The 25838-nt window shown below is 67.6% G+C and carries 28 protein-coding genes; 17 read left to right on the top strand and 11 right to left on the bottom strand.

Translation table 11 applies throughout. From position 1 onward, the window contains the following. Window positions 1-89: 89 nt before the first annotated feature. Complete coding sequence (pepN, locus tag ACFOYU_RS21835) at window positions 90-2738, bottom strand: aminopeptidase N (protein WP_377035217.1); 2649 nt, start codon at window positions 2736-2738, stop codon at window positions 90-92. 197 nt (window positions 2739-2935) lie between these two features. Between pepN and ACFOYU_RS21830 the strand changes: the two genes are divergently transcribed. The 7 genes from ACFOYU_RS21830 to ybaK all read left to right on the top strand — a co-directional run bounded on the left by ACFOYU_RS21830 (window position 2936) and on the right by ybaK (window position 10031). After that, window positions 2936-3376: a VOC family protein gene (locus tag ACFOYU_RS21830; protein ID WP_226741467.1), complete on the top strand. Its 441-nt coding sequence runs from the start codon at window positions 2936-2938 to the stop codon at window positions 3374-3376. A gap of 126 nt (window positions 3377-3502) precedes the next feature. After that, a complete protein-coding gene (gene xdhA / locus ACFOYU_RS21825) occupies window positions 3503-4990 on the top strand; it encodes a xanthine dehydrogenase small subunit (protein ID WP_377035216.1) in 1488 nt (495 codons plus the stop codon). 3 nt (window positions 4991-4993) lie between these two features. Further along, window positions 4994-7354: a xanthine dehydrogenase molybdopterin binding subunit gene (xdhB, locus tag ACFOYU_RS21820; RefSeq protein ID WP_377035215.1), complete on the top strand. Its 2361-nt coding sequence runs from the start codon at window positions 4994-4996 to the stop codon at window positions 7352-7354. Further along, on the top strand, window positions 7351-8322 hold the full coding sequence (gene xdhC, locus ACFOYU_RS21815; RefSeq protein ID WP_377035214.1) for a xanthine dehydrogenase accessory protein XdhC: 972 nt from the start codon (window positions 7351-7353) through the stop codon (window positions 8320-8322). The genes xdhB and xdhC overlap by 4 nt, the downstream gene beginning before the upstream one ends. Beyond that, entirely contained in the window at window positions 8319-8804 is a 486-nt protein-coding gene (locus ACFOYU_RS21810) for a nucleoside deaminase (RefSeq protein WP_226741277.1), read from the top strand. The genes xdhC and ACFOYU_RS21810 overlap by 4 nt, the downstream gene beginning before the upstream one ends. Window positions 8805-8884: 80 nt before the next feature. Continuing rightward, entirely contained in the window at window positions 8885-9532 is a 648-nt protein-coding gene (locus ACFOYU_RS21805; protein ID WP_377035213.1) for an urease accessory protein UreE, read from the top strand. 28 nt (window positions 9533-9560) lie between these two features. Continuing rightward, entirely contained in the window at window positions 9561-10031 is a 471-nt protein-coding gene (gene ybaK, locus ACFOYU_RS21800) for a Cys-tRNA(Pro) deacylase (RefSeq protein ID WP_377035212.1), read from the top strand. Here the strand turns inward: ybaK and ACFOYU_RS21795 are convergent. After that, window positions 10028-10828, bottom strand: coding sequence for a hypothetical protein (locus tag ACFOYU_RS21795; RefSeq protein WP_377035211.1), 801 nt, complete (start codon window positions 10826-10828; stop codon window positions 10028-10030). The genes ybaK and ACFOYU_RS21795 overlap by 4 nt on opposite strands. Before the next feature lie 265 nt (window positions 10829-11093). Next, the gene (locus ACFOYU_RS21790) at window positions 11094-11408 is read right to left on the bottom strand and encodes a hypothetical protein (RefSeq protein WP_377035210.1); all 315 of its coding nucleotides are present in this window, start codon (window positions 11406-11408) and stop codon (window positions 11094-11096) included. A gap of 374 nt (window positions 11409-11782) precedes the next feature. On the opposite strand from ACFOYU_RS21790, the gene dusA reads away from it, so the two are divergent. Beyond that, complete coding sequence (dusA, locus tag ACFOYU_RS21785; RefSeq protein WP_377035209.1) at window positions 11783-12781, top strand: tRNA dihydrouridine(20/20a) synthase DusA; 999 nt, start codon at window positions 11783-11785, stop codon at window positions 12779-12781. Window positions 12782-12850: 69 nt separating this feature from the next. On the opposite strand, the gene map is transcribed toward dusA, so the two are convergent. The 6 genes from map to ACFOYU_RS21755 form a co-directional block, all read right to left on the bottom strand. Then, complete coding sequence (gene map, locus ACFOYU_RS21780) at window positions 12851-13600, bottom strand: type I methionyl aminopeptidase (RefSeq protein WP_377035208.1); 750 nt, start codon at window positions 13598-13600, stop codon at window positions 12851-12853. A 194-nt stretch (window positions 13601-13794) separates the two neighbouring features. Continuing rightward, window positions 13795-14433, bottom strand: coding sequence for a VOC family protein (locus tag ACFOYU_RS21775; RefSeq protein WP_377035207.1), 639 nt, complete (start codon window positions 14431-14433; stop codon window positions 13795-13797). 103 nt (window positions 14434-14536) lie between these two features. After that, window positions 14537-15253 (bottom strand): TIGR02281 family clan AA aspartic protease, encoded by a 717-nt coding sequence (locus ACFOYU_RS21770; protein ID WP_377035206.1) that lies wholly within the window; start codon window positions 15251-15253, stop codon window positions 14537-14539. Continuing rightward, window positions 15253-15456, bottom strand: coding sequence for a DUF1289 domain-containing protein (locus ACFOYU_RS21765; RefSeq protein ID WP_226741268.1), 204 nt, complete (start codon window positions 15454-15456; stop codon window positions 15253-15255). Before ACFOYU_RS21765 ends, ACFOYU_RS21770 begins: the two co-directional genes overlap by 1 nt. Window positions 15457-15474: 18 nt before the next feature. After that, window positions 15475-16311: an adenosylcobinamide-GDP ribazoletransferase gene (locus ACFOYU_RS21760; RefSeq protein ID WP_377035205.1), complete on the bottom strand. Its 837-nt coding sequence runs from the start codon at window positions 16309-16311 to the stop codon at window positions 15475-15477. A gap of 452 nt (window positions 16312-16763) precedes the next feature. Continuing rightward, a complete protein-coding gene (locus tag ACFOYU_RS21755; protein WP_377035204.1) occupies window positions 16764-17024 on the bottom strand; it encodes a DUF1127 domain-containing protein in 261 nt (86 codons plus the stop codon). A gap of 131 nt (window positions 17025-17155) precedes the next feature. On the opposite strand from ACFOYU_RS21755, the gene gcvA reads away from it, so the two are divergent. The 9 genes from gcvA (at window position 17156) to ACFOYU_RS21710 (ending at window position 22780) form a co-directional block, all read left to right on the top strand. Beyond that, entirely contained in the window at window positions 17156-18088 is a 933-nt protein-coding gene (gcvA, locus tag ACFOYU_RS21750; protein WP_377035203.1) for a transcriptional regulator GcvA, read from the top strand. Between the two features lie 153 nt (window positions 18089-18241). Then, window positions 18242-19267 carry a nicotinate-nucleotide--dimethylbenzimidazole phosphoribosyltransferase gene (gene cobT, locus ACFOYU_RS21745; protein ID WP_377035202.1) on the top strand — a complete coding sequence of 342 codons (1026 nt, stop codon included), beginning with the start codon at window positions 18242-18244 and terminating at the stop codon, window positions 19265-19267. A 2-nt stretch (window positions 19268-19269) separates the two neighbouring features. Beyond that, window positions 19270-19794, top strand: a complete 525-nt coding sequence (locus tag ACFOYU_RS21740; protein ID WP_226741263.1) for a thermonuclease family protein — start codon at window positions 19270-19272, stop codon at window positions 19792-19794. A gap of 48 nt (window positions 19795-19842) precedes the next feature. Further along, a complete protein-coding gene (locus tag ACFOYU_RS21735) occupies window positions 19843-20493 on the top strand; it encodes a uracil-DNA glycosylase family protein (protein ID WP_377035201.1) in 651 nt (216 codons plus the stop codon). Between the two features lie 179 nt (window positions 20494-20672). Beyond that, window positions 20673-20882 (top strand): hypothetical protein, encoded by a 210-nt coding sequence (locus tag ACFOYU_RS21730; protein WP_226741261.1) that lies wholly within the window; start codon window positions 20673-20675, stop codon window positions 20880-20882. A gap of 89 nt (window positions 20883-20971) precedes the next feature. Next, the gene (locus tag ACFOYU_RS21725; protein WP_377035200.1) at window positions 20972-21310 is read left to right on the top strand and encodes a hypothetical protein; all 339 of its coding nucleotides are present in this window, start codon (window positions 20972-20974) and stop codon (window positions 21308-21310) included. A 150-nt stretch (window positions 21311-21460) separates the two neighbouring features. Beyond that, entirely contained in the window at window positions 21461-21694 is a 234-nt protein-coding gene (locus tag ACFOYU_RS21720; protein WP_226741259.1) for a hypothetical protein, read from the top strand. 75 nt (window positions 21695-21769) lie between these two features. Then, window positions 21770-22561, top strand: coding sequence for an enoyl-CoA hydratase-related protein (locus ACFOYU_RS21715; protein ID WP_377035199.1), 792 nt, complete (start codon window positions 21770-21772; stop codon window positions 22559-22561). 12 nt (window positions 22562-22573) lie between these two features. Further along, window positions 22574-22780, top strand: a complete 207-nt coding sequence (locus tag ACFOYU_RS21710) for a hypothetical protein (protein ID WP_226741257.1) — start codon at window positions 22574-22576, stop codon at window positions 22778-22780. Here the strand turns inward: ACFOYU_RS21710 and ACFOYU_RS21705 are convergent. Together ACFOYU_RS21705 and ACFOYU_RS21700 are read right to left on the bottom strand one after the other, a co-directional pair. Next, complete coding sequence (locus ACFOYU_RS21705; RefSeq protein WP_377035198.1) at window positions 22761-24161, bottom strand: cytochrome P450; 1401 nt, start codon at window positions 24159-24161, stop codon at window positions 22761-22763. The two genes, ACFOYU_RS21710 and ACFOYU_RS21705, sit on opposite strands and share 20 nt — an antisense overlap. 195 nt (window positions 24162-24356) lie before the next feature. Further along, window positions 24357-25673 (bottom strand): hypothetical protein, encoded by a 1317-nt coding sequence (locus tag ACFOYU_RS21700; RefSeq protein WP_377035197.1) that lies wholly within the window; start codon window positions 25671-25673, stop codon window positions 24357-24359. Window positions 25674-25838: the final 165 nt, after the last annotated feature.

Genomic DNA, 25838 nt, shown 5'->3' with positions numbered 1-25838 from the left:
TCATCTAGGTTAACAGAAATTTACGCTGCCGATTGCGCATCAGCCGTTCGTGGTACTGGACAGAAAAACCAAGTCCTTTCAGGAGGTTGTCAGGCATTCTGTTCCTCCAGCGAACGCGCCGCGATGTCGCCTACATCGCGGGAAAGATTGGGCTTTCCAGCGATGCGGCGCAGGGCCTGTTCGGCCTTGCCGCGACGCGTTTTTTCCATCATTCGCCAGCTGCTGAACGAGGTCAGAAGCCGTGCCGCAAGTTGAGGATTCAACGCGTCCACGCGCAGCACGATATCGGCCAGGAACTCGTAGCCCGATCCGTCCGCGCGATTGAACTGCATCTGATTCAGCATCGCGAAGCTTCCCACCAGCGAGCGCACGCGGTTGGGATTGTTGATCGAGAACGCGGGGTGCTGCATCAGGCGCTTCACGCGCTCCAGAGTGCCATCCTCGGGAATGGCGGCCTGCAGGGTGAACCACTTGTCGAGCACGAGCGGCTCATGGCGATAGCGCTCCTCGAACTGCGCCAGCGCCTTCTCCCGTGCATCGCCGGGCAGCGTCGTCAGAACGCTCAAGGACGCGAGACGGTCCGTCATGTTGCCGGCGGATGCGAACTGCTCGCCCGCAAGCGCCTCGCCGAGCTCCGCGTCTGCGGCCGCCAGGAGATCCAGCGACGCATTGCGCAGGGCGCGCCGTCCCGCGCTCGCTGCATCGGGGCTGTAGGCGCCCGTCTCCGCAAGCGAACGGCGGAAATCCTGCAACGTTTCGAGGCAGGCCTGCCCGATATGCCGGCGCATATGCCTGCGCGCGCGATGGATCGCGTCGGGGTCCACATCCGCGCCGATCTCCTGCGCGATATCGGCCTCGCCGGGAAGCGTGATCGCAAGGGCCGCGAAAGCAGGATCCTGCAGGGCATCCGCCTCCATGAAGGCGCGCAACGCCGAGGTGAAATCTGCGATTGCCGCATCGGGAACGGACGTTCCCTTCGAGAGATCGACCAGAAGGCGCATGGCGACGGTCTGTGCCGCCTGCCAGCGGTTGAAGGCATCGCTGTCGTGGCGCAGGAGAACGAGAAGTTCCTCGTTCGTCAGGTCGAGCGAGACCTTCACCGGAGCGGAGAAGCCCCGGAAGACCGAGGGGACGGGCCGGGAGGCCACGCCCGTGAAGGTCACGCTGTCGCTGGCCTTGTCGAGCAGGAACACGCCCTGGGCATTCACGCGGTCGCCGGAGGCGTCGAGCGCGCTTCCGTCACGCGCCACGAGGCCGAGCGCCACCGGGATCGCCATGGGCTCTTTCGTCGGCTGCCCCGGCGTCGCGGGCGTTTCCTGCGTGAAGTCGAGGCGGTAGGTCCGCGCCGCCTCGTCGTAGGTTCCCTTCACCGTCACCCGTGGTGTGCCGGCCTGGGCATACCAGCGGGCGAAATGGGACAGGTCGCGGCCCGTCACCTCCGCAAAGGCGTCGAGGAAATCCTCCACCGTCGCGGCGGTGCCGTCGCAGCGTTCGTAATAGAGGTCCATCCCGCGCCGGAAATCCTCGGGGCCGATCAGCGTCTTGAGCATCCGCACGATCTCGGCGCCCTTCTCGTAGACGGTGGCCGTGTAGAAGTTGTTGATCTCCCGGTACTGCGCCGGGCGCACCGGATGGGCGAGGGGGCTCGCATCCTCCAGGAACTGGCGCGCGCGCAGGGTCTTGACCTCGGCGATGCGGTGCACGGGACGCGAGCGCTCGTCGGAAGAGAATTCCTGGTCGCGGAAGACCGTCAGGCCCTCCTTGAGGCAGAGCTGGAACCAGTCGCGGCAGGTGACGCGATTGCCCGACCAGTTGTGGAAATACTCGTGCGCGATGATCGCCTCGATATTGGCGTAGTCCGCGTCCGTCGCGGTCTCGGGGCTCGCCAGCACGTATTTGTCGTTGAAGATGTTGAGGCCCTTGTTCTCCATCGCGCCCATGTTGAAGTCCGACACGGCGACGATGTTGAACACGTCGAGATCGTATTCCCGGCCGAAGGCCTGTTCGTCCCAGCGCATGGAACGCTCCAGCGCATCGAGGGCGTAGTCGGCGCGATCCTCCTTGCCGGGCTCCACATAGATGGCGAGTTCCACCTCGCGGCCGCTCATGGTGGTGAAGCTCTTCGCCACGCGGCCGAGGCGTCCGCCGACCAGGGCGAAGAGATAGGACGGCTTCGGGTGCGGATCGTGCCACACGGCATAGTGCCGGCCCGTGCCCTCGATGGCGCCGGCCTCGACCAGGTTGCCGTTGCCGAGGAGCACCGGCGCCTCCTCCCGCTCGGCCTCGATGCGGGTGGTATAGACCGCCATCACGTCCGGCCGGTCGAGGAAATAGGTGATGCGGCGGAACCCTTCCGCCTCGCACTGCGTGCAGTAGTTCCCGCTCGACCGGTAGAGGCCCATGAGCTTGGTGTTCGAGGTCGGGTCGATCTCGGTCTCGATCGTGAGCGTGAAGGGCCGCCGCGGCGGCTGCGCGATGGTCAGGGATTGCGGCGAGGCCTCGAACTCGCCGCCCGGCAGGGACCGTCCGTCGAGGGCCAGGGCCTTCAGGTTCACCTCGTCTCCGTCGAGCACGAGGGGCGCATCCGCGCGCCCTTCCGGATTCGGCCGCAGGGCCAGCGTGGCGGTAACCCGCGTCGCCGTGGGATGAAGCCGGACATCGAGTTCCACGCGGTCGATCAGGAAGTCGCTGGGCCGGTAATCCTCAAGGCGGACAATCTGGGCAATGTCGGTGCGCATCGGAAAAGCTTTCGTGCTGGCGTAACTTTGTTTTGATCTATGGCCTGGACGATTCAGTGCAAGGCTGCGGCGGTGCGAACGGCGAAAGGTTAACAAACATTAAACATCCTCAAGCTTTCCTGGTGCTTGTGACAGGTGGCTCTTGATCTCTGCGTCAAATGCGCCATCACGTAGCCTCGGCAAAAGGGGAGACCATGATGGAATACCTGCACACGATGGTTCGCGTTTCGGACCTGGACAAATCCCTCGACTTCTTCTGCAACAAGTTCGGCCTCGTCGAGACCCGCCGGATCGAGAACGAGAAGGGCCGTTTCACCCTCGTCTTCCTCGCCGCCCCCGGAGACGTGGAGAAGGCCAAGGACACGAGGGCTCCCCTGCTCGAACTCACCTATAACTGGGACGAGCATGAATATGCGGGAGGGCGGAATTTCGGCCATCTCGCCTATCGGGTCGACGATATCTACGAGACCTGCCGGAAGCTGATGGATGCGGGCATCACGATCAACCGTCCGCCGCGCGACGGCTACATGGCCTTCATCAAGACCCCGGACAACATCTCCATCGAGCTGCTCCAGCGCGGCGAGCCCAAAGAGCCGCAGGAGCCCTGGGCCTCCATGCCGAACACCGGAAGCTGGTAAGGGCCAAGCGTTTCGGCGCTTCCCGGCCTTCGTCCGAGGCCACGCCTAAGGATGGTGTTGGCGAAAAGCCCTTGCTCCGTCATTCTACCCGGCTCACCATAAGGAGCCGGGTGCAACCGGCGGAGGATGATTGTGACACGGGAAGCGATCCGCTTTTGGCGGCATGGACGAGTTGTCGAAGCCGCGGGCTTTCACCCGCGCACCACGCTTCTGGACTACCTGAGGCTTCAGGAACGCAAGCTCGGCACAAAGGAAGGCTGCGCCGAAGGCGATTGCGGCGCCTGCACGGTCGCGCTCGGGCGCGTGCGCGGCGGGCGGGTGCAGTACGAGCCCGTCAATGCCTGCATCCTGCTTCTCGGCCAGGTGGACGGGGCGGAGGTGGTGGCGGTGGAGGATCTCGTCGCCGACGGCGACTTCCATCCGGTTCAGGCCGCCATGGTCTCCCATCACGGTTCCCAATGCGGCTTCTGCACCCCCGGCATCGTGATGAGCCTGTTCACGCTCTATCACGAGGGCGAGCGTCCCCTGACGCGCGAGGCGGTCAACGATGTGCTCGCCGGCAATCTCTGCCGCTGCACCGGCTACCGTCCCATCGTCGATGCGGCGCTCGATGCCTGCGGCGGCGACCCCGACGATTCCTTTACGCAATCGAGCGAACGGACCTTGGAAGGCCTCACGAGTCTTGCGGACGGGCAGGACGTGTTCGTCGGCGGCACGGACGGTTTCTTCGCCGCTCCGGCCACGGAGGATTCCCTCGCCGCGCTCTATGCGCAGCATCCCGACGCCACGCTGGTTGCGGGCTGCACCGATGTGGGCCTGTGGATCACGAAGGGAATGGCCGAGCTCGAAAAGATCGTCTGGCTCGGCCGCGTGGCTGGCCTCGACATCATCGACGACGGTACGGACGCGCTCGTCATCGGGGCGACGGCGACGCACGCGCAGGCTTACGCCTCGCTCGCCCGCATCGATGCGGATCTCGGCGAGCTGATGCGCCGCTTCGGTTCCGCGCAGGTGCGCGCCTCGGGAACCGTGGGCGGCAACATCGCCAACGGTTCGCCCATCGGCGACCTCGCCCCAGCGCTGATCGCGCTGGGCGCCGAGCTCGAACTGCGCCGGGGCGAGAGCATCCGCACCATTCCCCTCGAAAACTTCTTCATCGCCTATCGCCGGCAGGATCGCCTGCCCGGTGAGTACGTGCGCCGCATCGTCCTGCCGAAGCCGAAGGCCCACGAGGTCTTCCGCGCCTACAAGGTCTCGAAGCGCTTCGACGAGGACATCTCGGCCGTCATGGGGGCCTTCAGGCTGACGCTGGACGGGCGCCGCGTCGCCTCGGCCCGCATCGCCTTCGGGGGCATGGCGGGCATTCCGAAAAAGGCCTCTGAAACGGAGCAGGCGCTTGCCGGCATCTCCCTCGACGAAGCGTCGTCCTGGGGCGAGGCGCTCGCGGCCATCGGGCGCGACTACCAGCCCCTCGACGATCTCCGGGCCTCGTCCGCCTACCGTGCGACGGTCGCCCGCAACCTCCTGTTCAAGGCCCTGAGCGAGACCGCCTCCGGCCAGACCCATGCCACGCGCATCGTCGGCCGGCGCGATGCGCTCGAGGCGGCGGAGTAGACCATGAACGAGCGTATGAAGTTGGACGAGGCCGCCAGTGCTTCCGCATGGGCCGGAGAGCAGGGCGAGGCCCTGCGCCATGTCCGGCAGCCGCTGCCGCACGATTCCGGCGCCAAGCACGTGCAGGGCTCCGCGCAATACATCGACGACATTCGCGAACCGGAGGGCACGCTTCACGTGGCCATCGGCCAGTCGCCGAAGGCGCGGGGACGGCTGCTCTCCCTCGATGTCTCCGCCGTGCGCGCCGTGCCCGGCGTCGTGGCGGTTCTGACAGCCGCCGATATTCCCGGCAAGAACGACGTGTCGCCCGCCTTCGGCGACGATCCGCTCTTCGTCGAGAACGAGATCGGCTTTCTCGGCCAGGCGGTCTTCGCGGTCGTCGCCACCACCCGCGACGTGGCGCGCCGGGCGGTGAAGCTGGCCGTGATGGAGATCGAAGCCGAGACGCCCAGCATCACCGTCGAGGATGCGCTGGCGCGCGGCGAGACCGTGCTGCCGGACTATGCCTTCGGCCGCGGCGACGCGAAGGCCGCCATTGCGGCGGCGCCGCACCGGATCGAGGGTCAGTTCCGGGTCGGGGGACAGGAGCATTTCTATCTCGAAGGCCAGGTGGCCCTCGCGGTGCCGGGCGAGGACGGCGACATCCACGTCTATTCCTCGACGCAGCATCCGAGCGAGGTGCAGCACGTGGTCGCCCGGGTGCTCGACATTCCCGATGCCTATGTGGTGTGCGAGACGCGCCGCATGGGCGGCGGCTTCGGCGGCAAGGAGAGCCAAGCGACGCAATGGGCCGTGACGGCGGCGCTCGCCTCCCGCGTCACGGGCCGCCCGTGCAAGCTGCGCCTCGACCGGGACGACGACTTCATCCTCACCGGCAAGCGCCACGATTTCCGCTGCGACTGGTCGGTGGGCATCGACGGGGAGGGGCGCATCCAGGGCTATTCCGTCGAGCTTCTCGCCCGCTGCGGGTACTCGGCCGATCTGTCCGGCGGCGTGGTCGACCGTGCCATGTTCCACGCGGACAACGCCTATTGGATGCCGGCCGTGCACGTGGGCTCGAAACGGCTCAAGACCAACACCGTGTCGAACACCGCCTTCCGCGGCTTCGGCGGGCCGCAGGGAATGCTCGCCATCGAGCACGTGATGGACCAGATCGCCTGGGCGACCGGGCGCGACCCGCTCGACGTTCGCTATGCCAATTTCTACCGGCCCGACGGCAACCTCACGCCCTTCGGCATGGAGGTGGAGGAGATCGAGACGCTGCATGGCCTCGTGCAGACGCTGGAGCGAACCTCCGATTACCGGGCGCGGCGCGCGGAGATCGCGGAGTTCAACGCATCCTCGCCCATCATGAAGCGGGGGCTGGCGCTCACGCCGGTGAAGTTCGGCATCAGCTTCACGCTCACCCATCTCAACCAGGCGGGTGCGCTGGTCCATGTCTATCAGGACGGCTCCGTACACCTGAACCACGGCGGCACCGAGATGGGGCAGGGGCTCTACATCAAGGTGGCGCAGGTGGTGGCCGAGGAGTTCGGCATCGCCATGGAGCGCGTGCGCATCACCGCGACGACCACGGCGAAGGTGCCCAACACCTCGCCCACGGCGGCCTCCTCCGGCTCCGATCTCAACGGCATGGCGGCCCGCATCGCGGCCGGCGCCATCAAGCGCCGCATGATCGCCCATGCGGCGCAGAGCTACGACGTGCCCGAGGAGCAGATCCAATTCCGCGACGACAGGGTCTTCATCGGCAACGAAAGCATCTCCTTCACCGAGCTCGCGCGCAAATGCATCCAGTCCCGCGTGGCGCTCTCGGAAGCGGGCCATTACGCGACGCCGAAGATCACCTGGGACCGGGCGAGCGCCACGGGTCGCCCGTTCTTCTACTTCGCCTACGGGGCCGCCTGCTCAGAGGTGATCGTCGACACGCTGACCGGCGAGAACCGCCTCCTGCGCGCGGATATCCTCCACGATGTCGGCAAGTCCCTGAACCCGGCCATCGACATCGGCCAGATCGAGGGCGGGTTCGTTCAAGGCATGGGTTGGCTCACCACGGAGGAGCTGGTCTTCAACAGCGAGGGGCGCCTGCTCACGCATGCGCCGTCCACCTACAAGATCCCGGTGGCGTCCGACGTGCCGGCGGATTTCAACGTCGCGCTCTATCCCAACGCCAACCGGGAGGAGACGGTCTACCGCTCGAAGGCGGTGGGCGAGCCGCCGATCATGCTGGCGAACAGCGTGTTCTGCGCGCTGGCCGATGCGGTGCATTCCCTCGATCCGTCGAAGCCCGTGCCCCTGCACGCGCCTGCCACCCCCGAGGCCCTCCTGAGAGCCTGCGAGGCTCTGCGCGGGAGGCCGATGGGGTGAAGGTCTGGCGGCAGCTTGCCGAGTTCGTGGGCCGGCACGGTTCCGCCGCCCTCGTCAGCGTCCACGAGGTGAAGGGCTCGGCTCCGCGCGAGGCGGGCGCCCGCATGGTCGTGCGCCCGGACGGCGCCTTCCACGGCACCATCGGCGGCGGCCAGCTCGAGTTCCTCATGCTCGACATCGCCAGGGACATGCTGGCGAGGGGCGACCGGCAGGCCCGCCTGCTCGATCAGGCGCTCGGCCCCGATCTCGGCCAATGCTGCGGCGGACGGGTGAAGATCCTGATCGAGACCTTCGACGCGCACGATCTGGAGGACATCGAACGCCTGGCGGAGGCCGAGGAGGGCGGCACGTTCGAGGTGGAGTGCCGCCTCGTCGACGGCCGCGTGGTGCGGGACATGTCCTCCGCCGTCGGCGACGACGCGGAGACCCAATGGCATGAAACCCATGGAGAGGAGCGGACGCCGGTTCTCGTCTTCGGGGCCGGGCATGTGGGGCGCGCCCTCGTGCTGGCCCTGGCGCCCCTGCCGTTCTCCGTACGTTGGCTCGACGACCGGGAGGACGCCTTCCCCCGCCATGTGCCCGGGAATGCCGTTGCGGTCCGCATGCAGGATCCGGCCGCCGAGATCGCCCAGGCGCCGCCCGAGGCCCTCGTGCTGGTCATGACCCACGACCACCCCCTCGACATGGCGGTCACGGCCGCGGCCCTGAGCCGGGGCTTCCCTTACGTGGGCCTGATCGGCAGCGCCACGAAGCGGGCGCGGTTCGAAAAGCGCTTCCGGGAGCTGGGCCTGAGCGAAAGCCGCATCGGCTCGCTGGTCTGCCCCATCGGCCTTCCCGGCATCGGAGGCAAGGAGCCCGCCGTCATCGCGGCCTCGGTGGCCGCCCAACTGCTCCAGGTGCGCGAGCGGGGCCTTTCCGGCCTAAACTTCTCGCGTCCCACCGCCGCAAACGATAAAAGCGCCCCATGACAGACGACAGAACAGAAGATCAGCGCCATCTCGCCCGCGCTGTCGCCCTTTCGCGCGAGCACATGGCCGAAGGCGCCGGCGGCCCCTTCGGCGCCGTGATCGTGCGCGACGGCAAGGTGCTGGCCGAGGGCTGGAACCAGGTCACGTCCACCAACGACCCGACGGCCCATGCGGAGGTCACGGCGATCCGGCGCGCCTGCGAGGCGGTGGGGGATTTCGCCCTCCATGGCGCGACCCTCTATACGAGCTGCGAGCCGTGCCCCATGTGCCTGGCCTCGGCCTATTGGGCGCGGGTGTCCCGCATCGTCTACGCCAATACCCGGCAGGATGCGGCCGAGATCGGCTTCGACGACAGCCTGATCTACGACGAGATCCCGAAGGCGCCCGAAGAGCGCCTGATCCCCATGGACCACCTGCCGAGCCTGGAGGCCAGGGCCGTCTTCGACGCCTGGGCGGACAAGCCGGACAAGGTGAGCTATTAAGGAGCGCCCTCCGGCATGGGTTTTGCCGGCGGCACGTCCTATCTAAAGAGCCCGCACCTCCACCCTTCCGAGACAAAGCCATGCCCCGCGTCACCACCATCGTCCGCAAGCCCGCCGTGAAGGCCGACCGCGTCGTCGACACGATCACGCTCGACCATGCGGCCCGCAACCGCCGCCAGGGGACGCTCAAGGGGGAGGGCGGCACCGAGATCCTGCTCGACCTCGACATGGAGACCACCGTCAACGACGGCGACGCCCTGCGCCTCGAGGACGGACGCCTCGTCCAGGTCAAGGCCGCTCCCGAGCGCCTGCTGGAGGTGAAGGCCGAGAACCCGCTGCGTCTCACGCGCCTCGCTTGGCATCTCGGCAGCCAGCACGGCCTCGTCGAGGTGACGGCGGACGCGCTCTACGTGGAGAACGACCCGGCCGTCGCCGAGCTGGTGCGCGGGCAGGGCTGCACGGCGACCCCCGTCGAGCGCCCCTTCCGGCCGGAGCGCAGCGCCCACCATTGCGACCACGACCATCACGGCCACGGCCATCACCATCATCATGGCCATTCCCATTCCCATGGGCACGACCATGGACATCACGACCACGGCCATGCCCACAGCCACGACCATGCGCACCACGATCACAAGCACGGTCATGCCCACGACCATGACCACCATGAGCACGGTCCCGGCTGCGGTTGCGGGCATCACCACCACGGGCACAAGCACGAGCACTGACCGGGCATCTTCCGGAGCCTGAACGGCCATGTCCAAGACCACCCGGGCCACGCTCGCCCTGCAGCAGGCGGGCGTCTCCTTCACGGTCCATGCCTACGACTACGATCCCAATGCGGAGCGCATCGGCCTCCAGGCCGCCGAGGCCCTGGGCGCCGATCCCAACAGCGTTCTCAAAACCCTCATGGTGACGGTGGACGGCAAGCCCGCCTGCGCCGTGGTCCCGTCGGACCGGGAGGTGAACCTGAAAAAGCTGGCGGCGGCTCTCGGCGGCAAGTCGGCCCAGATGATGAAGCCGCCGGATGCGGAGCGCATCACCGGCTATCATGTGGGCGGCATCAGCCCCTTCGGGCAGAAAAGGCGGGTGCCGACCGTGATCGAGCAATCGGCCCTGGAGCACGTCAGCGTCTTCATCAATGGCGGCCAGCGCGGGCTGCAGGTGAAGCTCAGCCCGCGCGATGCGGCCTCGGCGCTGGAGGCCAAGGCCGCGGTCCTGATCTAGATCAGGAAATCCCCCTTCCAGGGCAGGTCGAGCCTGTCGGCCAGGGCGGCGAGCGACGGGGGAGGGCTGTCCGGGACGAGGACGGCGGCCCAGTCGAAGGCATCGCCGTCCAGGAGGTCCCGCAGGTCGTCCAGCTTCGCCGTCGTTGCCATGGTCTCGACCGCATCTTCGAGATGTGAGCCCAGGTCTTCCAGGAAATCGAGCGCTTCGTCGGTCAGCACGTTCTGGAACTCGGCCGGAGGCGCGGCGGCGAGGGATGCCGCGAGATCGAGGAACTCCTCGGAGAGCGCATCGCCGAGCGGGCTGTCGGACTGGGCGAGCGCATTGCCCGTGGTCGTGAGCCAGGTCACGAAGCCTGCGATCTCCTGCGGGTCGGGCTCGACGCTGCCCTGTTCGATGAGGTCCACCGCGCCGCGGATCGTGTCCCTCAGGTCGATCTGGGCCAGAACCTGCGGCTGATCGTGCCTCTCCACGATCTGATAGATCATCGCCAGGACGGCGGCGCCCGCATAGAGGTCGCCTTCGCCGGTCACCGCCTCCTCGGGAAGGGCCAGGATGTTCTCGATCAGGAGGATGTCGGCCTGGGCGAGTTCGCCCTGCGTCGCCGTGGGCGTGTAGGCGGCGTCGTGCTGCCGGAAGAGAGCATCCAGCGGGTCCTGGGGCTGGAGGGTGGGGTCCGGGACCTCGCCCGCGCCGATGAGCGCGCCGCCGGAATAGCCGGGGCCGCCATAATAGCCGTAGGTCGGGAGCAGGAGGCTTTCGGGACCTGGGGTCAGGATGAGCCAGTTGATCGACATGGGCGTTCCCTTGTGTGATGGAGCCGCGATTCGGCTGGTCCGATGGCTCAGGTCAGCGGCCCATTCGGGCGAGATTGCGGTAGCGCAGCAGCAGGAGAGCCGCCGCCGTCCCGGCGCCCGATGCGGCGCAACCGCTTATTTTCCTTGAGTTTCGCGCTCCGGGCCACAAAAGCCGCCAGGGCCGGCGCAATCGCAGGACTGTTTGCCCAAAGCGATGCCGGCGGGGCGGGGGAAAATTTTTTGCTCTCGCGAGGGGCGCGGCCCGTCAGCCGTCGATCTCGATCCTCAACCGGATCGAGTCCGGGGGAATGCCCATCGCCTGGGCAAGCTGTTGCCGGGCATCGTCGAGAATGTCCTGAACGTGCGAGCTGGCGGAAGCCTGGGCCGCCCCGGCCCCGCGGCCGGTCTCCGGCTGCTTCTGGACGAAGGCGATGCCGTGGCTTCTGTCCTTGGACCAGATGATCTGGGCCCGATGGGACTGCCCCCGCTTCGGGATGTCGATGTCGAATTCCCGGGGGAGGTCGACGGAGGGGGAGCCCAGATCTGCGCCCCGGCCTCCGAAAGGTCGCGGACGGTGCATTCGATGTCCGGCATCCGCTCACCGACCCGAATGCGCCCTTCCAGGATCGTAGGCTTCCGGCTGTCCGAACGATGGTCTTGCAGTGCAGTCCTCCCATGAACGCGCGCCGCGCACCGCACTTGTTACAACATAACTTATTCCGCTCTCGCCTCCAAGCCGCAAGTGATCCCCAGGTTCCAGCCTGCGGCGCATTTCGACGCGGCCGCGCTTGCTGCCCTTTGCCACCGTCGCCATGTCTGGCGCGGCTGCCGATCCGAAAAGGCGCGACGGACCTTGATCCGGGGTGCGTCGGGACGGTATCGGGAGCCACGTGGTGAAGATGCCGGAGGTGGTTCGGCAGGAAGGGATCGAGAGAAGTGCTGCCTGTCGAGGACATGAGGCTGAGCGTTGCACCCATGATGGAATGGACTGACCGTTTTTGCAGGTCGCTCCATCGGGTCATGTCGCGCCGGGCGCGGCTCTATACGGAAATGGTCACCACGGGCGCGGTCATTCACGGCCCGCGCGAGCGCCTGCTCGGCTTCGACGAGGCCGAGCACCCGGTGGCGGTGCAGCTCGGCGGCTCCGACCCCAAGGACCTGACCGAGGCCGCCCGGATCTGCGCCGATTTCGGCTACGACGAGATCAATTTGAACGTGGGCTGCCCCTCCGACCGGGTGCAGAACGGCCGCTTCGGCGCCTGCCTCATGCAGGAGCCGGAACTGGTGGGCGATTGCGTCGCCGCCATGAAGGCCGCCGTCTCGCTGCCCGTCACGGTGAAGTGCCGCATCGGCGTGGACGACCAGGACACGGAAGAAGCCCTGGACCGCCTCGCCGAATGCGTGGTGGCGGCGGGCGTCGACGCCCTGACGGTCCATGCCCGGAAGGCCTGGCTCCAGGGCCTGTCGCCCAAGGAGAACCGGGACATTCCGCCCCTCGACTACCCGCGCGTCTACCGCCTGAAGCAGGCGCGGCCGGACCTGCCGGTCGCCATCAACGGCGGCATCCGCACCATGGCGGAGGTGCGCGAGCACCTGCGCCATGTGGACGGCGCGATGCTGGGCCGCGTGGCCTATCAGGAGCCGGAGATCCTGCTGGCCGTGGACCGCGAGCTCTACGGCGAGGAACCGCCGGTGGCCGATGCCTTCGCGGCGGTCGAGGCCTACGAGCCCTACGTCGCCGCCCGTCTCGCCGAGGGCGTGCGCCTCCACGCCATGACCCGCCACATGCTCGGCCTCTTCACCGGCCGCCCCGGCGCCCGCGCCTATCGCCGCCATCTGGCGACGGAAGGCGTGAAGCCGACCGCGGATCTCCAGACCCTGCGCGACGCGGTGGCCCATGTGTCCCGCGGCGAGGCGGCGCCGGAAGAGGCGGCGCTGTCGGCAGCGGGTTGAAGACCCGTCGGCATTGCGGAACGGGCGATCCGGGTTCCGCTTCGTCTGCGGGCTGCCGAGCAGAAGGGCTCAGCCGGCCATCGTCACGATCAGAGGCCCGTTTCGGGTTGCCACGACGGTGTGCTCGTACTGGACGGTAGGGGCCTCGGGGCTGCTGTAGAGCGTCCACGGATCGTCGCCATCCTCGGCCCACTCGGCGCCGAGGGACAGGAATGGCTCGACGGTGAACACCATGCCGTCGCTCATGATGCGGCGTTCGGAGGAGTCCGGCCATGTGGCGATCTCTTTCGGCTCCTCATGGAGCGACAGGCCGACGCCGTGACTGGCAAGGTTCCTGACGAGACTGTAGCCGTTCTTCCGCGCAAAGGCCCCGATGGCTTGACCGATGCCGGCAATCGGCTTGCCGGCTCCCACCTGCCGCAGGCCCGTCCACATGGCCCGCCGACCGTCCCGGCAAAGGCGTTCGATCGAGCGGGTTACCGGTGGGACGGCGAACGAGGCTCCCGTATCGGCAAAGAAGCCGTTCTTCTCGGCCGAGACGTCGATGTTGACCAGGTCGCCACGCTCGATCCGTCGGGCGCCCGGGATGCCATGGGCGATCTCCTCGTTCACGCTGATGCAGGTCGCCCCAGGAAACGCGTAGGCCAATTCCGGAGCCGGACGCGCCCCGGCCGCTTCCAGGAGCTTTCGCCCGATCAGGTCGAGTTCGGAGGTGGTCATGCCCGGCTCGAGGGCCTTCCCCATCGCCTCGAGAGTATTGGCGACGATACGCCCGATCTCCTTCAGGTGGGTGAGGTCGTCGTCATTCGAGATTGTCATGCCAGGCTCTTCCGAAAGCCACGACATAGCGCTTGTGAACCCGACTTACAAACGGGAGAGCGCGTCGGAATTCGTGGAATGTGCCTTGCGGAATGCGAGCTGCGGACCGACTGGCGACGTCAAGGGGCGCTCTCTTCAGGCGTGTGCTGGATCGAAAGGGAGATTACGACCCGTTCCGGACCTTGATGCACGGCTTAGGAAAGTTCCCTGGTGCCGGCGGGCGTTTCTATCTGCGCGCGGTAGCGCAGGGCATCGCAGCGGATGATATGAGGCGAGCGGTCGACGCCGATCTCTCGATAGAGTTCAGAGATGGCTGCAGCGTCAGGATGTTCGAGCGAGAATGATCTGAGTCTGGCTCCCAGATCGGCGATCGTATCCATCGACCGAGGTTTGCCGCGTCTGTCGATGATCGAAGGAGCCGCGCCCCCAAGAGGAAGCGAGCCGTCGTCCGGAATCGCAAAGTCGAATGACGGATTGGACCACGGAAGGGACACCTTCTTTCCGAATATCCCTTCCCGACCGGCCAGGACGGTATCGATTGCGTCCGTCCGCGCCACCCAGCTCCGAAGGCGGCGGCCGGCATCCCAATCGGCTCTGACGGCTTTACCATCGTCCAATCCAAACCAGCGCCCTCGACCCGGCCTTGTCGCGTCCGGGTCGAGGGCGATGATTTCCAAATAGACGCCGTCCCCCAACTGCAGCAGGTGATTGTAGGTGCCCATGTAACCATGGTGCTGCCCGAAGGGGACATCGAGATCAAGGCACCTTCGTACGTGCGCCACTCCCTCTGCGAGCGTTGGAGCGATGATGGTCAGATGGTCAAGTTTGAGCATGGAAAACCAAGGAGGGCGGGCGACTGGACCATTATAACAGAGTTGCGAGGTTGTCTGTCGCCTGCTCGCGGCCCGAAAGGCGCGGCGGGCCGAGCGCTTCCGGTCAGTCGTCGCCTGCGCTCACATCGCCCTTCGCGCGCAGGATCAGCCGGTTGCCCCGGACTTCGAAGGATGCGAGCCGCTCCAGGAACGTCATGCCGAGCAGGTTGGCGTGCAGCACGCCTTCGCGCGCGATCAGGGCGCGCACGTTGCGCTCGGTGATCGGGCCCACCGATATGCTCCCGATGGTGACGGGGGCGGCGAGCGCCGTGCCGTTCGCGGTCGAGACGGGAATGGAATAGTCCAGCGCCTCGGGATCGATGCCGAGGGCCTCGGCGCTTTCCGCGCGCAGCACCACGGTGCTGGCCCCGGTGTCGAAGATGAAGCGGGTGTCGCGCCCGTTGACCTTGCCGGCGACGATGAAGCTGCCGTCCGAGCGGCGCGCGGCCACCACCTCGCCCTCGGGCGTCACGACGGTCCGGCCGTAGGAGATGTCGCCGATGGCGCGGTCGAGCACCGCCTGCCATTCGCCCCGCGAGGCGTGGATCACCAGCAGCGCGACGAGAATGCCGCCGCTGACGGCGATGGACTGCACACCGTAGGTCCAGTGGCGGCGGAAGCCGTCGATGATCGTGCCGGCCATGACCAGGGCGATGCCGCCGAAGCCGACCAGGAGGGCGGCCTCCATGGGGGAGAGATCCCCGATGGGCTCCACGCGGACGAGGGCGATCATGACGGCGGCGCCGAGGAGAAGGCTGCTGACGAAGCCGATGCCCGGCATCAGGACTCCTCGTCCGTCTCTGCCGTCGTGGCGAAGGCCCGCCGCATGCGCTCCGGCAGTTCGGCCATGATGCGCAGGCGCTCCTCCTCCGGCAGCCGGAACCAGCGGCCGATCTCTTCGCGCGTGCGTCCGCAGCCCTCGCACAGGCCCGTTTCGGGATCGAGGAGGCAGACGCGGATGCAGGGGCTCGAAACGCGGGTCATGCTCAAGGGTTCATGTTGTCAACGTTCGACCACGGTCAAGAGGCCGACGAGCGCGGCGATCTCCGCGACCTGCTGGGCCGCGCCCGCGATATCGCCCGTCTGCCCCTGGATGTGCCGTGCCGCCAGGCGGGTCAGCGCCCAGCCCGACGCGGTCGAGAGGATCAGCATGAGGCCGATGCCGGACGGGTCCAGGCCTGAGAGGGTGCCCAGAACGACGGCGATCACGCCCGCGAGCGCCGCCGCGCGCCAGAAGGTGTCGCGGGTTGGTTGCCCGACCGCATGGGAGGCGCCGTCGAGGCGGGCGGGTGGCAGGAGGACGAGGGGCATCAGTCCCGCGGTGCGCGACAGGGCGGCGGCGATCAGGACTGCCGTGCAGGCTCCGGCCGTGTCGACCCGCGAGACGAGCTCCGCCAGAGCCCCGATCCGAAGCGCGAAGACGAGCACGAGGCCCGAGGCCCCGAAGGAGCCGATGAGGCTGTCGCGCATGATGGCGAGACGCCGCTCGCGGGTCGCGCCGCCGAAGCTGTCGGCGGTGTCGGCGAAGCCGTCCTCATGGAATGCGCCGGTGGTCACCGTCATGGCAGCGACGGAGAGGGCGGCGGCGAGCCAGGGGCCGAGATCGAGCAGCAGGGCACCCGCCAGAACTGCCGCCGGCAGGATGCCGAGGACGAGCCCCGCCAAAGGCACCAGGCGCGTTATACTGGGAAAATCCGGCAGGGCGTGCGGGTCTTGCTCCCAGGGCAGGGCCGGTACCGGCAGGCGGGAATAGAAACGCAGGCAGGAGGCGAGATCCGCCAGGACACCCTGCCACGATCCCATCGCGACGGGTCCGGTCTCTTCCAGTTGCTCGGCCATGCTCGACTCCCTCGAGCCGACCGATAAAGCATGGCCGGGTCTTACGGAACCCGGCCAGGGTGAGAACCCGGTCGTCGCTCATTTCTCCTCCGCCTTCGTGGTGGGAAACGCCGACCGGCTCTCCTCCCCACGGACCTCGGGCCTCGCCGAAAGCGCCGCGTTGCTCTCCTCCCCCTTGTGGGGAGGAGGTGGAGGTGGGGTGTGGGCGATAGCCTATGAGGGCTTGGCGCTGGCACCCCCACCCTGGCCCTCCCCACAAGGGGGAGGGAAGGAGGTCGCGCCATCACAGCCAAATCCTACAGCGGTATCATCCTCTCCCGACCCCATCCTGAGGAGCCGCGAAGCGGCGTCTCGAAGGAGGTTCCAGTTCACTCCGGAGGCGCCTCGACGTTCGGCTACGGGATCGCTGATGCTTTGGGAGCAAAGGATGCGCATCCTGCGGGCTCCGCCCGTCACACCCGCTCCTGGCGCACGTCGGGGATCAGGAGCAGGCTCTGCGGCGACAGGGACGGGTCATCGTAGATGCCGTCCACGTCGGCGAGGGAGAGGCCGATATCGGCCAGCGCCCGGTCGTCGAGGCGGTACAGGGCGCGGCGGCTGGCGCGGCGGTCGAGCCAGGCCTCCACCTTCAGGAGCAGCGGCAGCAGAGTGCCGCTCCTGCGCGACGGGGCGGCCTTCGAGCCAAGATTTACTGCGGCAATTCCGATGGTCATGGCAGACCTCATCTGCATGTGTTTCTCTAGGCGTAAATGTGCTCCTGGGCTAGGATGGAAGCAAACGAGATGTTCTTGTGTTTCGCCCAAGCACAGCTTGGGCAGAGGCATCCATTCAGGCTGAAAAATCCATGTCCCGTCGCCGCCTACCGCCCCTGAATTCCCTGCGCGCCTTCGAGGCCGCCGCCCGGCATCTCAATTTCGAGCGGGCGGGGGACGAGATCGCCGTCACGGCGAGCGCGGTCGGGCAACAGGTGAAGGCGCTGGAGGCCTGGCTCGGCATTCCCCTCTTCGTCCGCCTGCCCAGCAAGGGCGTCGTCCTGACCCCCGCGGGGGAGCGCTATGCCGCCACCCTGTCCCAGGTGCTCGACGAACTGGACGAGGCGACCGCCCGGGTGATGCGCTCGGAGGCCTCCCGGGTCGTGACCGTGAGCACCCTGCCGAGCTTCGCGTCGAGCTGGCTCATCCCGCGCCTCGGCTCCCTAAGGGCGCGCCACCCGGACCTGGAGATCCGCGTCTCGGTCTCCACCAGCCGGACCGATTTCGCCCGTGAGGACGTGGACGTGGCGATCCGCTTCGGCAAAGGGGGCTATCCCGGCCTGCGCACGGACCTGCTCATGGAGGAGACGTTCTTTCCCGTCTGCAGCGCCGCGCTCCTGGACGATGCCGAGCATCCCCTGCGCGAGCCGGCGGATCTGCGCCACCACACGCTTCTGCACGAGATCCCCGAGGGCGTTCCCGATTTCATGACCTGGCCGCGCTGGCTCGCCGCCGTGGGGGTGCAGGGCGTGGACGCCTCCCACGGACCCCACTTCTCCCACACCTTTCTGGCCCTTCAGGCCGCGGCGGCGGGGCAGGGGGTCGCGCTGGCGACCAACGTGCTCATCGGCGACTATCTCAAGGCGGGGCGCCTCGCGCGGCCCTTTCCGCACCAGGTAAAGGGGGCTTACCAATACTACGTGGTCTGCCCGGAAGCGGTCGCGGAGCGGCCCGCCATCGCGGCCTTCCGTACCTGGCTTCTCGACGAGGCGAAGGCCCAGGCCGAACTCGACGGGGTGCTGTGACGGACGGGCCCGCGCCATTCGCCAGCCGCACGGCGGGTCTTGCGTCAGTGCATCCGTCGGGCGCAGAACGCGCCTCCCCATCCCGGCAAAATGGTCTATAGGTCGGGCCGAATTCTTCGTCTTCTTCAGCGCCCGCACGGGCTGGAGCCCTCCATGACCGACGCCGCCACCTCGCCCTTCGACGACATCCGCCGCCTGATCACGACCATGCCGGGGCCGGACGAGGCGGCCGTCGAGGCCGTGCGCCTGCGCGAGCGGCAGCTCACGAAGCCGGCCGGCAGCCTCGGGCGGCTGGAATGGGTTGTCGAATGGCTCGCCGCCTGGCAGGGCAAGGAGAGGCCTTCCGCCGACCGGCCGCTCGTCTGCGTCTTCGCCGGCAGCCACGGGGTGACGGCGCAGGGCGTCTCGGCCTTCCCGCCCGAGGTGAACCGGCAGATGCTGGAGAACTTTGCCGCCGGGGGCGCGGCGATCAACCAGATCTGCGCCAGCCTGGGCCTCGGCTTCAAGGTGTTCGACCTCGCCATCGACATGCCCACCAACGACATCACCGAGCGCGAGGCCATGGACGAGAAGTCCTGCGTCGCCACCATGGCGTTCGGCATGGAGGCGATTGCGGGCGGCACCGACCTTCTGGCCGTGGGCGAGATGGGCATCGGCAACACCACCATCGCGGCGGCCATCTACACGGCCCTCTACGGCGGGCCGGCCGAGCACTGGGTCGGCCGGGGCACCGGCATCGACGACGAAGGCTTCAGGCGCAAGGTCGCCGCCGTGGAGGCCGCCGTCGCGCGGCACAAGGACCACCTCAAGGACCCGCTGGAGGTGCTGAGCCGCCTCGGTGGCCGCGAGATCGCGGCCATTGCCGGCGCGATCCTGGCCGCGCGCCTGCAGAAGATCCCGGTCATCCTCGACGGCTACGTGGCGACGGCGGCCGCCGCCGTCCTTCACGCCATCCATCCGTCCACCATCGATCACTGCCTCGCCGGTCATCTTTCGGCGGAAGGCGCCCATCAGGACGTGCTGGCGCGGCTCGGCAAGATCCCGCTCCTGGCGCTCGGCATGCGCCTCGGGGAGGGCACGGGCGCGGCGCTGGCGGCCGGAATCGTCAAGAGCGCGGCGGCGGTCCATCGGGACATGGCGACATTCAGTCAGGCCGGGGTTTCCGAGCGCCTGGCCTGACCATGGCGCGACGTGGTTTCCGGCCCCGCCGCTCCTCCCGTTCCTCCGGCCTCAGTTCCCTGGTCCTGGCCCTCGGGCTCGCGGCGGGCGCCTGGTTCCTCCTCGAGCCGAGCGACCGCACGATCGAGGGCCGCGCCCACGCGGTCGACGGAGACACGATCCGCATCGGCGACAGGAGCCTGCGCCTGGAGGGCATCGACGCGCCCGAGATGCGCCAGACCTGCACGCTCGACGGCGAGGTCTATCTTTGTGGCGAGACCTCCCGCAACGCGCTGATCCGCATGATCCTGAACCGGGATGTCCAATGCCGCTCGTCCGGCCGCGACCGCTACAGGCGCCTGCTGGTGTCGTGCACGGTGGACGGGCGCGACCTCAACGCCCGGATGGTCGAGGAGGGCTGGGCCGTGTCGTACGGGCGCGAGTACCAGGCGGAGGAAGCCGCCGCCCGCAGCCGCTCTGCGGGCCTGTGGGCCGGAAGGTTCGAACGGCCGCAGGATTGGCGGCGGCAGAACGCGCCCGCGCAGTGACGCTGCGCCGCGCTCCCTGAGGCGGGCATCCGTCCCCAGATGAGGGGAATGGATTCCGCTCCCGATTTCGACCAGCTTTCCCGCCGGCTCAGGGCCTGCCGCATCTGCCGCGATGCGCCGCGCTACGGCTCGGCGCTGCCGCACGAGCCGCGCCCGATCATCCAGGGCAGCGCCACCGCGCGGCTCTGCATCGCCAGCCAGGCCCCCGGAACCCGGGGACACGCCATCGGCATTCCGTTCCCGGACCGGTCGGGCGCGAGGCTGCGCACCTGGCTCGGCCTCGACGAGAAGACCTTCTACGACGCCTCGCGCATCGCCACCGTCCCCATGGGCCATTGCTTCCCGGGCCAGGATGCCAAGGGCGGCGACCTGTCGCCGCGCCGGGAATGCGCGGAGATGTGGCGCCGACCGGTCTTCGAGGCCCTGCCCAATCTCGAACTGATCCTGCTCATCGGGCAATACGCCCAAGCCTGGCACCTGGGCGACGATTTTCGCGACGGGCTGACGGAGACCGTCAAGCGTTGGCGGGAGATCCTGGCCGGCCCGCGCCGGCCGCGCATCCTGCCCCTGCCGCATCCCTCCTGGCGCAACAACGGCTGGCTCAGGAAAAATCCCTGGTTCGAGGCCGAGCTCCTGCCGGTGCTGCGGGCGGAGATCCGCACCATGCTCCAGCTCGACGAGAGAGACGATGCCGCCTGATCCTGCGGGAAGCAGGGTCGTCGGCAGCCAGCCCAAGGTTTTATGCTCGAATTTACCTGTAAATTCTCGAAGTATTTTTTATCGTCCGCGCTGAGATCCGGGATTTTTATTTCCGGAACAAAAGTAGAATTCATCCGTTTGCTTCATGACCTCAAGAAATCATTATAAGGATCGCCGACGTGGCACGGTTCGCGGGCACGAAACATATCGGCTTCATGGGCCGCAACCTGCGGGATGCCCAAGCCAAGTGGAGCCGCCTGACCCCGTCGGATCTCGATCAGATCAAGACAAAGGCGCAGCTGATCGCGCGCGTGCAGGAACGCTACTGCCTGCCGCACGAGGTCGCCGCCGAGGACGTGGACATCTGGGGGCAGGACCGGCATTTCTGAGCCGGCGGATCCCTTACGACCGACCGCACACCTTCGGACATCGTTCGTGTATTGCGGCCTGCGCGGACCTCACCTCGAAGGACAGTCCTATGACCCATCGTTACGCCGTCGGCGAGCGTGTTCTCTACACGCAGCGGCTCTTCCCGAATCTCACGTGGAAGGCGCCCTACACGATCACCCGGTGCCTGACCGCCGACTCCGTCGAGCCGCAGTACCGCATCCATTCGGTCCTACGGTCGGACGAGCGTCTGGCGGGGGAGCACGAGCTCACCCGGTTCGCCCAGCCGCAGCAGGCCTTCCGCGCCGGAGCGTCGGACCCCGTGGACTGCATCGGCCCGGATGCCGCGGCCAATCTCAACCTGATCCCGTCCGACCTGCGGCGCAGGGCGTGGCACAAGAACGAACGTTTCGTGCGTGCCGGGAGATGAGAGCCATGTCGCGCAGTCCGCTCGCCTTGAGCCGTAACCAGAAGACGTGGCTGTCCTTCGCCGGGCTGGCCGCTGTTTTCGCCTTCGGGATGTCCTGCGTGATCTTCCTCCAGTGACGTCCCCGCTTCGAATCCCTCGAAAGGAAATCGGATGACCGAACATCTCTATGCCTGCGGCCAGCATGTGAGCTTCACGGACAGGCGCTTCACCGGTCCGGCCTGGACCGGCTCGTTCGTGATCGCGGAACTGCTGCCGTCCGGCGGCGGGGCTCCGCGCTACCGCATCAAGAGCACCGGCGAGACCTACAGCCGGGCCGTCTTCGAGCACCAGTTGACGGCCGATGTCGGGATGCTCGACGGCATCAGGAGCCGCGGCGCCTTCTGAAGGCGTCAGGCTGCGCTTTAATTGCGTCTCGCTCCCCTCTATGCTCCAGCTCGACGAGTCGGGAGCTGAGACCTCATGAGTTTGACCACCCTGCGCTGCACCGTGAACGGACCCGTCGCGACCCTCGCGCTCGCGCGGCCCGACAAGCTGAATGCCCTGAACGCCACGATGCATGCGGAACTGCGGGAGACCCTGCAGAAGCTGGAGGACGACGAGGCGGTGCGCGTCGTCGTGCTGACGGGGGAGGGGCGCGCCTTCTCGTCGGGCCAGGACCTGACCGAGGACCTGCCGCGGGATGCGGACGGGCGCCTCGATCTCGGGCCGGCTCTCTCCCGCGACTACAATCCCCTGGTCCTCAAGCTCGCCAACTATTCCAAGATCACCGTCGCGGCCCTGAACGGCCCGGCGGTGGGCGCCTCCATGAACGTGGCTCTCGCCTGCGACGTGGTGGTGGCGGCCCGCTCCGCCTATCTGCAGGAGGCCTTCGCCAAGATCGCCCTCGTGCCCGATGCGGGCGGCACCTGGATCCTGCCCCGCCTCGTCGGGCCGAAGCGGGCCCTGGCGCTCATGCTGACCACCGATCCGGTTCCGGCGGAGGAGGCGCAGCGCATGGGGCTCGTCTACAAGGTGTTCGAGGATGCCGCCTTCGCGGATGAGGTCGCGGCTTTCGCGGCCAGGATCGCGCAGGGGCCGGGCCTCGCCTACCGGCTGACCAAGCAGGCGGTAGCGGAAAGCCTCTCGAACGACCTCGAGACGCAACTGGCCCTCGAAGCGAAGCTCCAGCAGCAGGCCGGCTTCAGCCACGACTTCATGGAAGGCGTCACCGCCTTCCGCGAGAAGCGCGCGCCCCGGTTCGAAGGCCGGTAAGGGAGAACGATCATGCGTCCCAATTATCTGATCCTCATCCTTCTCACCCTGATGATCGTGCTCGGGATCTTCATGTCCCGCGACCCGGAGCGCGCCGCCCAGATGTCCCAGATGTACCGGGACGCGGCCTTCACCGGCGAGACCCGCCAGATGGTGCTGATGCTGCTCGCCGTCGGGATCGGCGCCTTCATCGTCTATCTCACGGTGACGCGGCGCTGACGGGGGCCTCGCGCCGCTCCACCCTCATCCTGAGTTTGCGCAGGGGCCTCAGGGTCACCTTCATGGTGGGCTTCGGCGTGTCGGCGGACGTGTTTCTCAGCCGCGCGGCCTTCAGCAGCACGGCGAGGATCGCGACCGCCTCCATGGTCGCGAAGGCGCTGCCGATGCAGATGCGGGGGCCGGCCCCGAAGGGCATGTAGGCATAGCGGTGGCGCCCCTTCGCCTGCTCGGGCGAGAACCGGTCCGGATCGAACCGCTCCGGGTCCTTCCACAGCCTCGTGTGGTGATGCACCGCGTAGATCGGCACCACGGTGATGGTGCCGGCCGGAACCGTGAAGCCGGCGAGCGGGAAGTCCCGCGCCGCCGTCCGGGTGATGACGGGGGCGGGCGGGTAGAGGCGCATCGCCTCCGAGAAGACCTGGCGGGTATAGGTCAGCCGGGAGATGTGCTCCGGGCGCACGGCCCCGCCCTCCGTGACCTCCTCGATTTCCGCCAGCGCCTTCGCCTCGTGCTCCGGATGCCCGGCGAGCAGGTGGAAGGTCCAGGCGAGGCCCAGCGCCGTGGTCTCGTGTCCGGCGGTCACGAAGGTGATGAGGTTGTCGGTGATTTCCTCGTCGCTCATGGTCCGGCCGGTCTCGGGATCGGCCGCCGCCAGCAGCAGGGCCACCAGGTCCTCGCGTCCTTCGCCGGTGCGGCGGCGCTCGGCGACCATGGCCATGATGGCGGAGCGCAGATAATCCGCCGCCGCCGCGGCCTTGCGCCGGCCGGGATAGGGCAGCCATTCGGGGGCCTTGAGCAGGCTCAGCGCGAAGACCCAGCCCGTGGGATGCAGGTATTCCGTGATGCTGCGCTCGACCCGCGCCACGTCGATCCCGCCGGGGCCCGACATCATCGTCTCCACGATGATGTCGAAGGTCGTGTGCATCATCTCGTGGCCGATATCGACGACCGGCCCCGCATCGGGCGCGAGCCAGCAGTCGCGGGTGCGCTCCGCCGCCGCGATCATGGCCGGCAGGAGACCGACCAGCCTCTCGTGCCGGAAGGCCGGCGCCACCGACTGGCGCTGCCAGCGCCAATGCGCCCCGTCGGAGGTGAGCAATCCCTGGCCGAGGGCAGGGCCGAGGGTGCGCCGGATGTCGTCGCCCTTGAGCTGGGAATCGGCGTTGCGCACCAGGGCTTCGTGGATCAGCGCCGGATCGGTGATCAGGATGCGCCGGCTGCCGGCGATGCGCGAATAGACGAGAGGCTCGTGGAAGATCTCGGGCGGCAGGGCATCGAGCGGGTTGCGCACCATGGCGCCGAGAACGGACACGGGCGAAGCGCGGCTGACGGCGATGCCCGGGCTCCGCTCGGACATGACCGGAAGGGCGGCTTGGCTCATGAGACATCCTTTCGCATCGCATCCCGGCGCCGCCCGTCGCGACCGAGGCGCACTCGAAAGCCGCCCGGGACGAGGCTGATTTAGGGTGTCCTGCCCGGATCTGCGAGGAGGGCGCGAGCCTTCGCGTGCGGCCGAACGCATGCAGGGAGCCCGCTGGGGCTCTCTGCGGCTTTGAGGATGCAGCCGTGAGGCGCCTCAGACCATGAAGTACTCGGCGGGCGAGGAACTTTCCCGGCCCTTGTCGATGTCGACGACCACGGGCTTCCTGCCGTTGCAGGCGAGGGTGAAGAGTTCGGTTCCCGTCTCTTCCGTGGTCGCGGAGAAATAGAGCTTCCCCTTGGCGGATGTGAGATCGAAGGGATTGGAATCCTCCGCGCCCCGGTTCACGTCGATCAGCTTCGCCCGGTCGCTCCAGGGCGAGACCCGGTAGAGCTCCCGTCCGTTCTCCTCCGTCTCGGCCGTGAAGTAGAGCTTGCCCTTGTGCTCGGTGAGCGAGAGGGGCGTCGAGCTTTCCGCGCCGGGATTGATGTCGATGATCGTCGGCGTGTCGCTGCCGGGCCGCAGGCGGTAGAGCTCGGTGCCGTTCTCCTCCGTCGTGGCGGTGAAGTAGAGATGGCCTCTGACGACGGTGAGATTGTCCACGAAGGACGTCGCCTCGCCGGGATTGATGTCGATGATCGTCGGCGTGTCGCCGCCCGCCGGCAGGCGGAAGAGTTCCGTGCCGGTCTCCTGCGAGAAACCCGCGAAGTAGAGGTCGCCCCTCAGGCCGACGATGCCGCTGAAGGAGCCCAGGAACGAGTTGTCCGCCCCCGGCGTCATGTCGAGGACCTCCGGCGTGTCGCTGCCCGGCGCCAGCCGGTAGAGTTCCTCGCCGGTCTCCTCCGTGAAGGCCGTGAAGTAGAGATAGCCCCTGTACTCGGTGAAGCCGCTCAGGAGCCCCGGCGCCGAGCTCTCGAAACCGGGATTGATCTCGATGAGGGTGGGCGTCGTGCTGCCGGGATCGAGCCGGTAGAGTTCGCTTCCGGTCTCGTCCGTGAAGGCGCGGAAATAGAGCTGTCCGCCGAACTCGAAGAAGTCGGTGGGAACGGAGCCGGAGGTGTCGGGGCCGGGGCCTCCGATGCCCGGGTTGATGTCGATGAGGGTGGGCGTGTTGCTGCCGCGCTCGAGCCGGTAGAGCTCCGTCCCGGTCTCCTCCGTCGTCGCCCCGAAATAGAGCGCCCCCGCGAAGGCGGTGAGCTGGTAGGGATCCGAGCTTTCCGCGCCGGCATTGATGTCGATGAGGGTCGGGGTCTTGCTCCACGGGGAAAGACGGTAGAGCTCGCCGCCGTACTCCTCGGTGGTGGCCCGGAAATAGAGCCGCCCGCCGAGTTCCTCGAAACCGGTCGGGAAGGAACCGCTCGGCCCCGGATCGATGTCGATCAGCATGGGCTTCTTGCTCCAGGGATAGAGCCGGTACAGCTCGGTGCCGTATTCTTCCGTGGTGGCCGAGAAATAAAGCGCGCGCTTCGCCATGGCGTTCTCCAATGGTCTTTGAGCCCCATTCGCTTCTGAACAGTTTCTGAGACGCTTTGACTGAGATCTATCGACTGGCGTGCATCGGGTCGGATCGAAGGTTGAGACCCTTTCCCCGTCGAGGGGAGGCCGCTTCCCCGGGCAGGGCCGGTGCGGCTCCCTGCA

The sequence above is a fragment of the Microvirga sp. GCM10011540 genome (assembly GCF_042650665.1).
GTDB lineage: Bacteria > Pseudomonadota > Alphaproteobacteria > Rhizobiales > Beijerinckiaceae > Microvirga > Microvirga lenta.
Note: the sequence above shows the minus strand (reverse complement) of the source record. Positions and strands in the feature narration are given on the sequence as shown.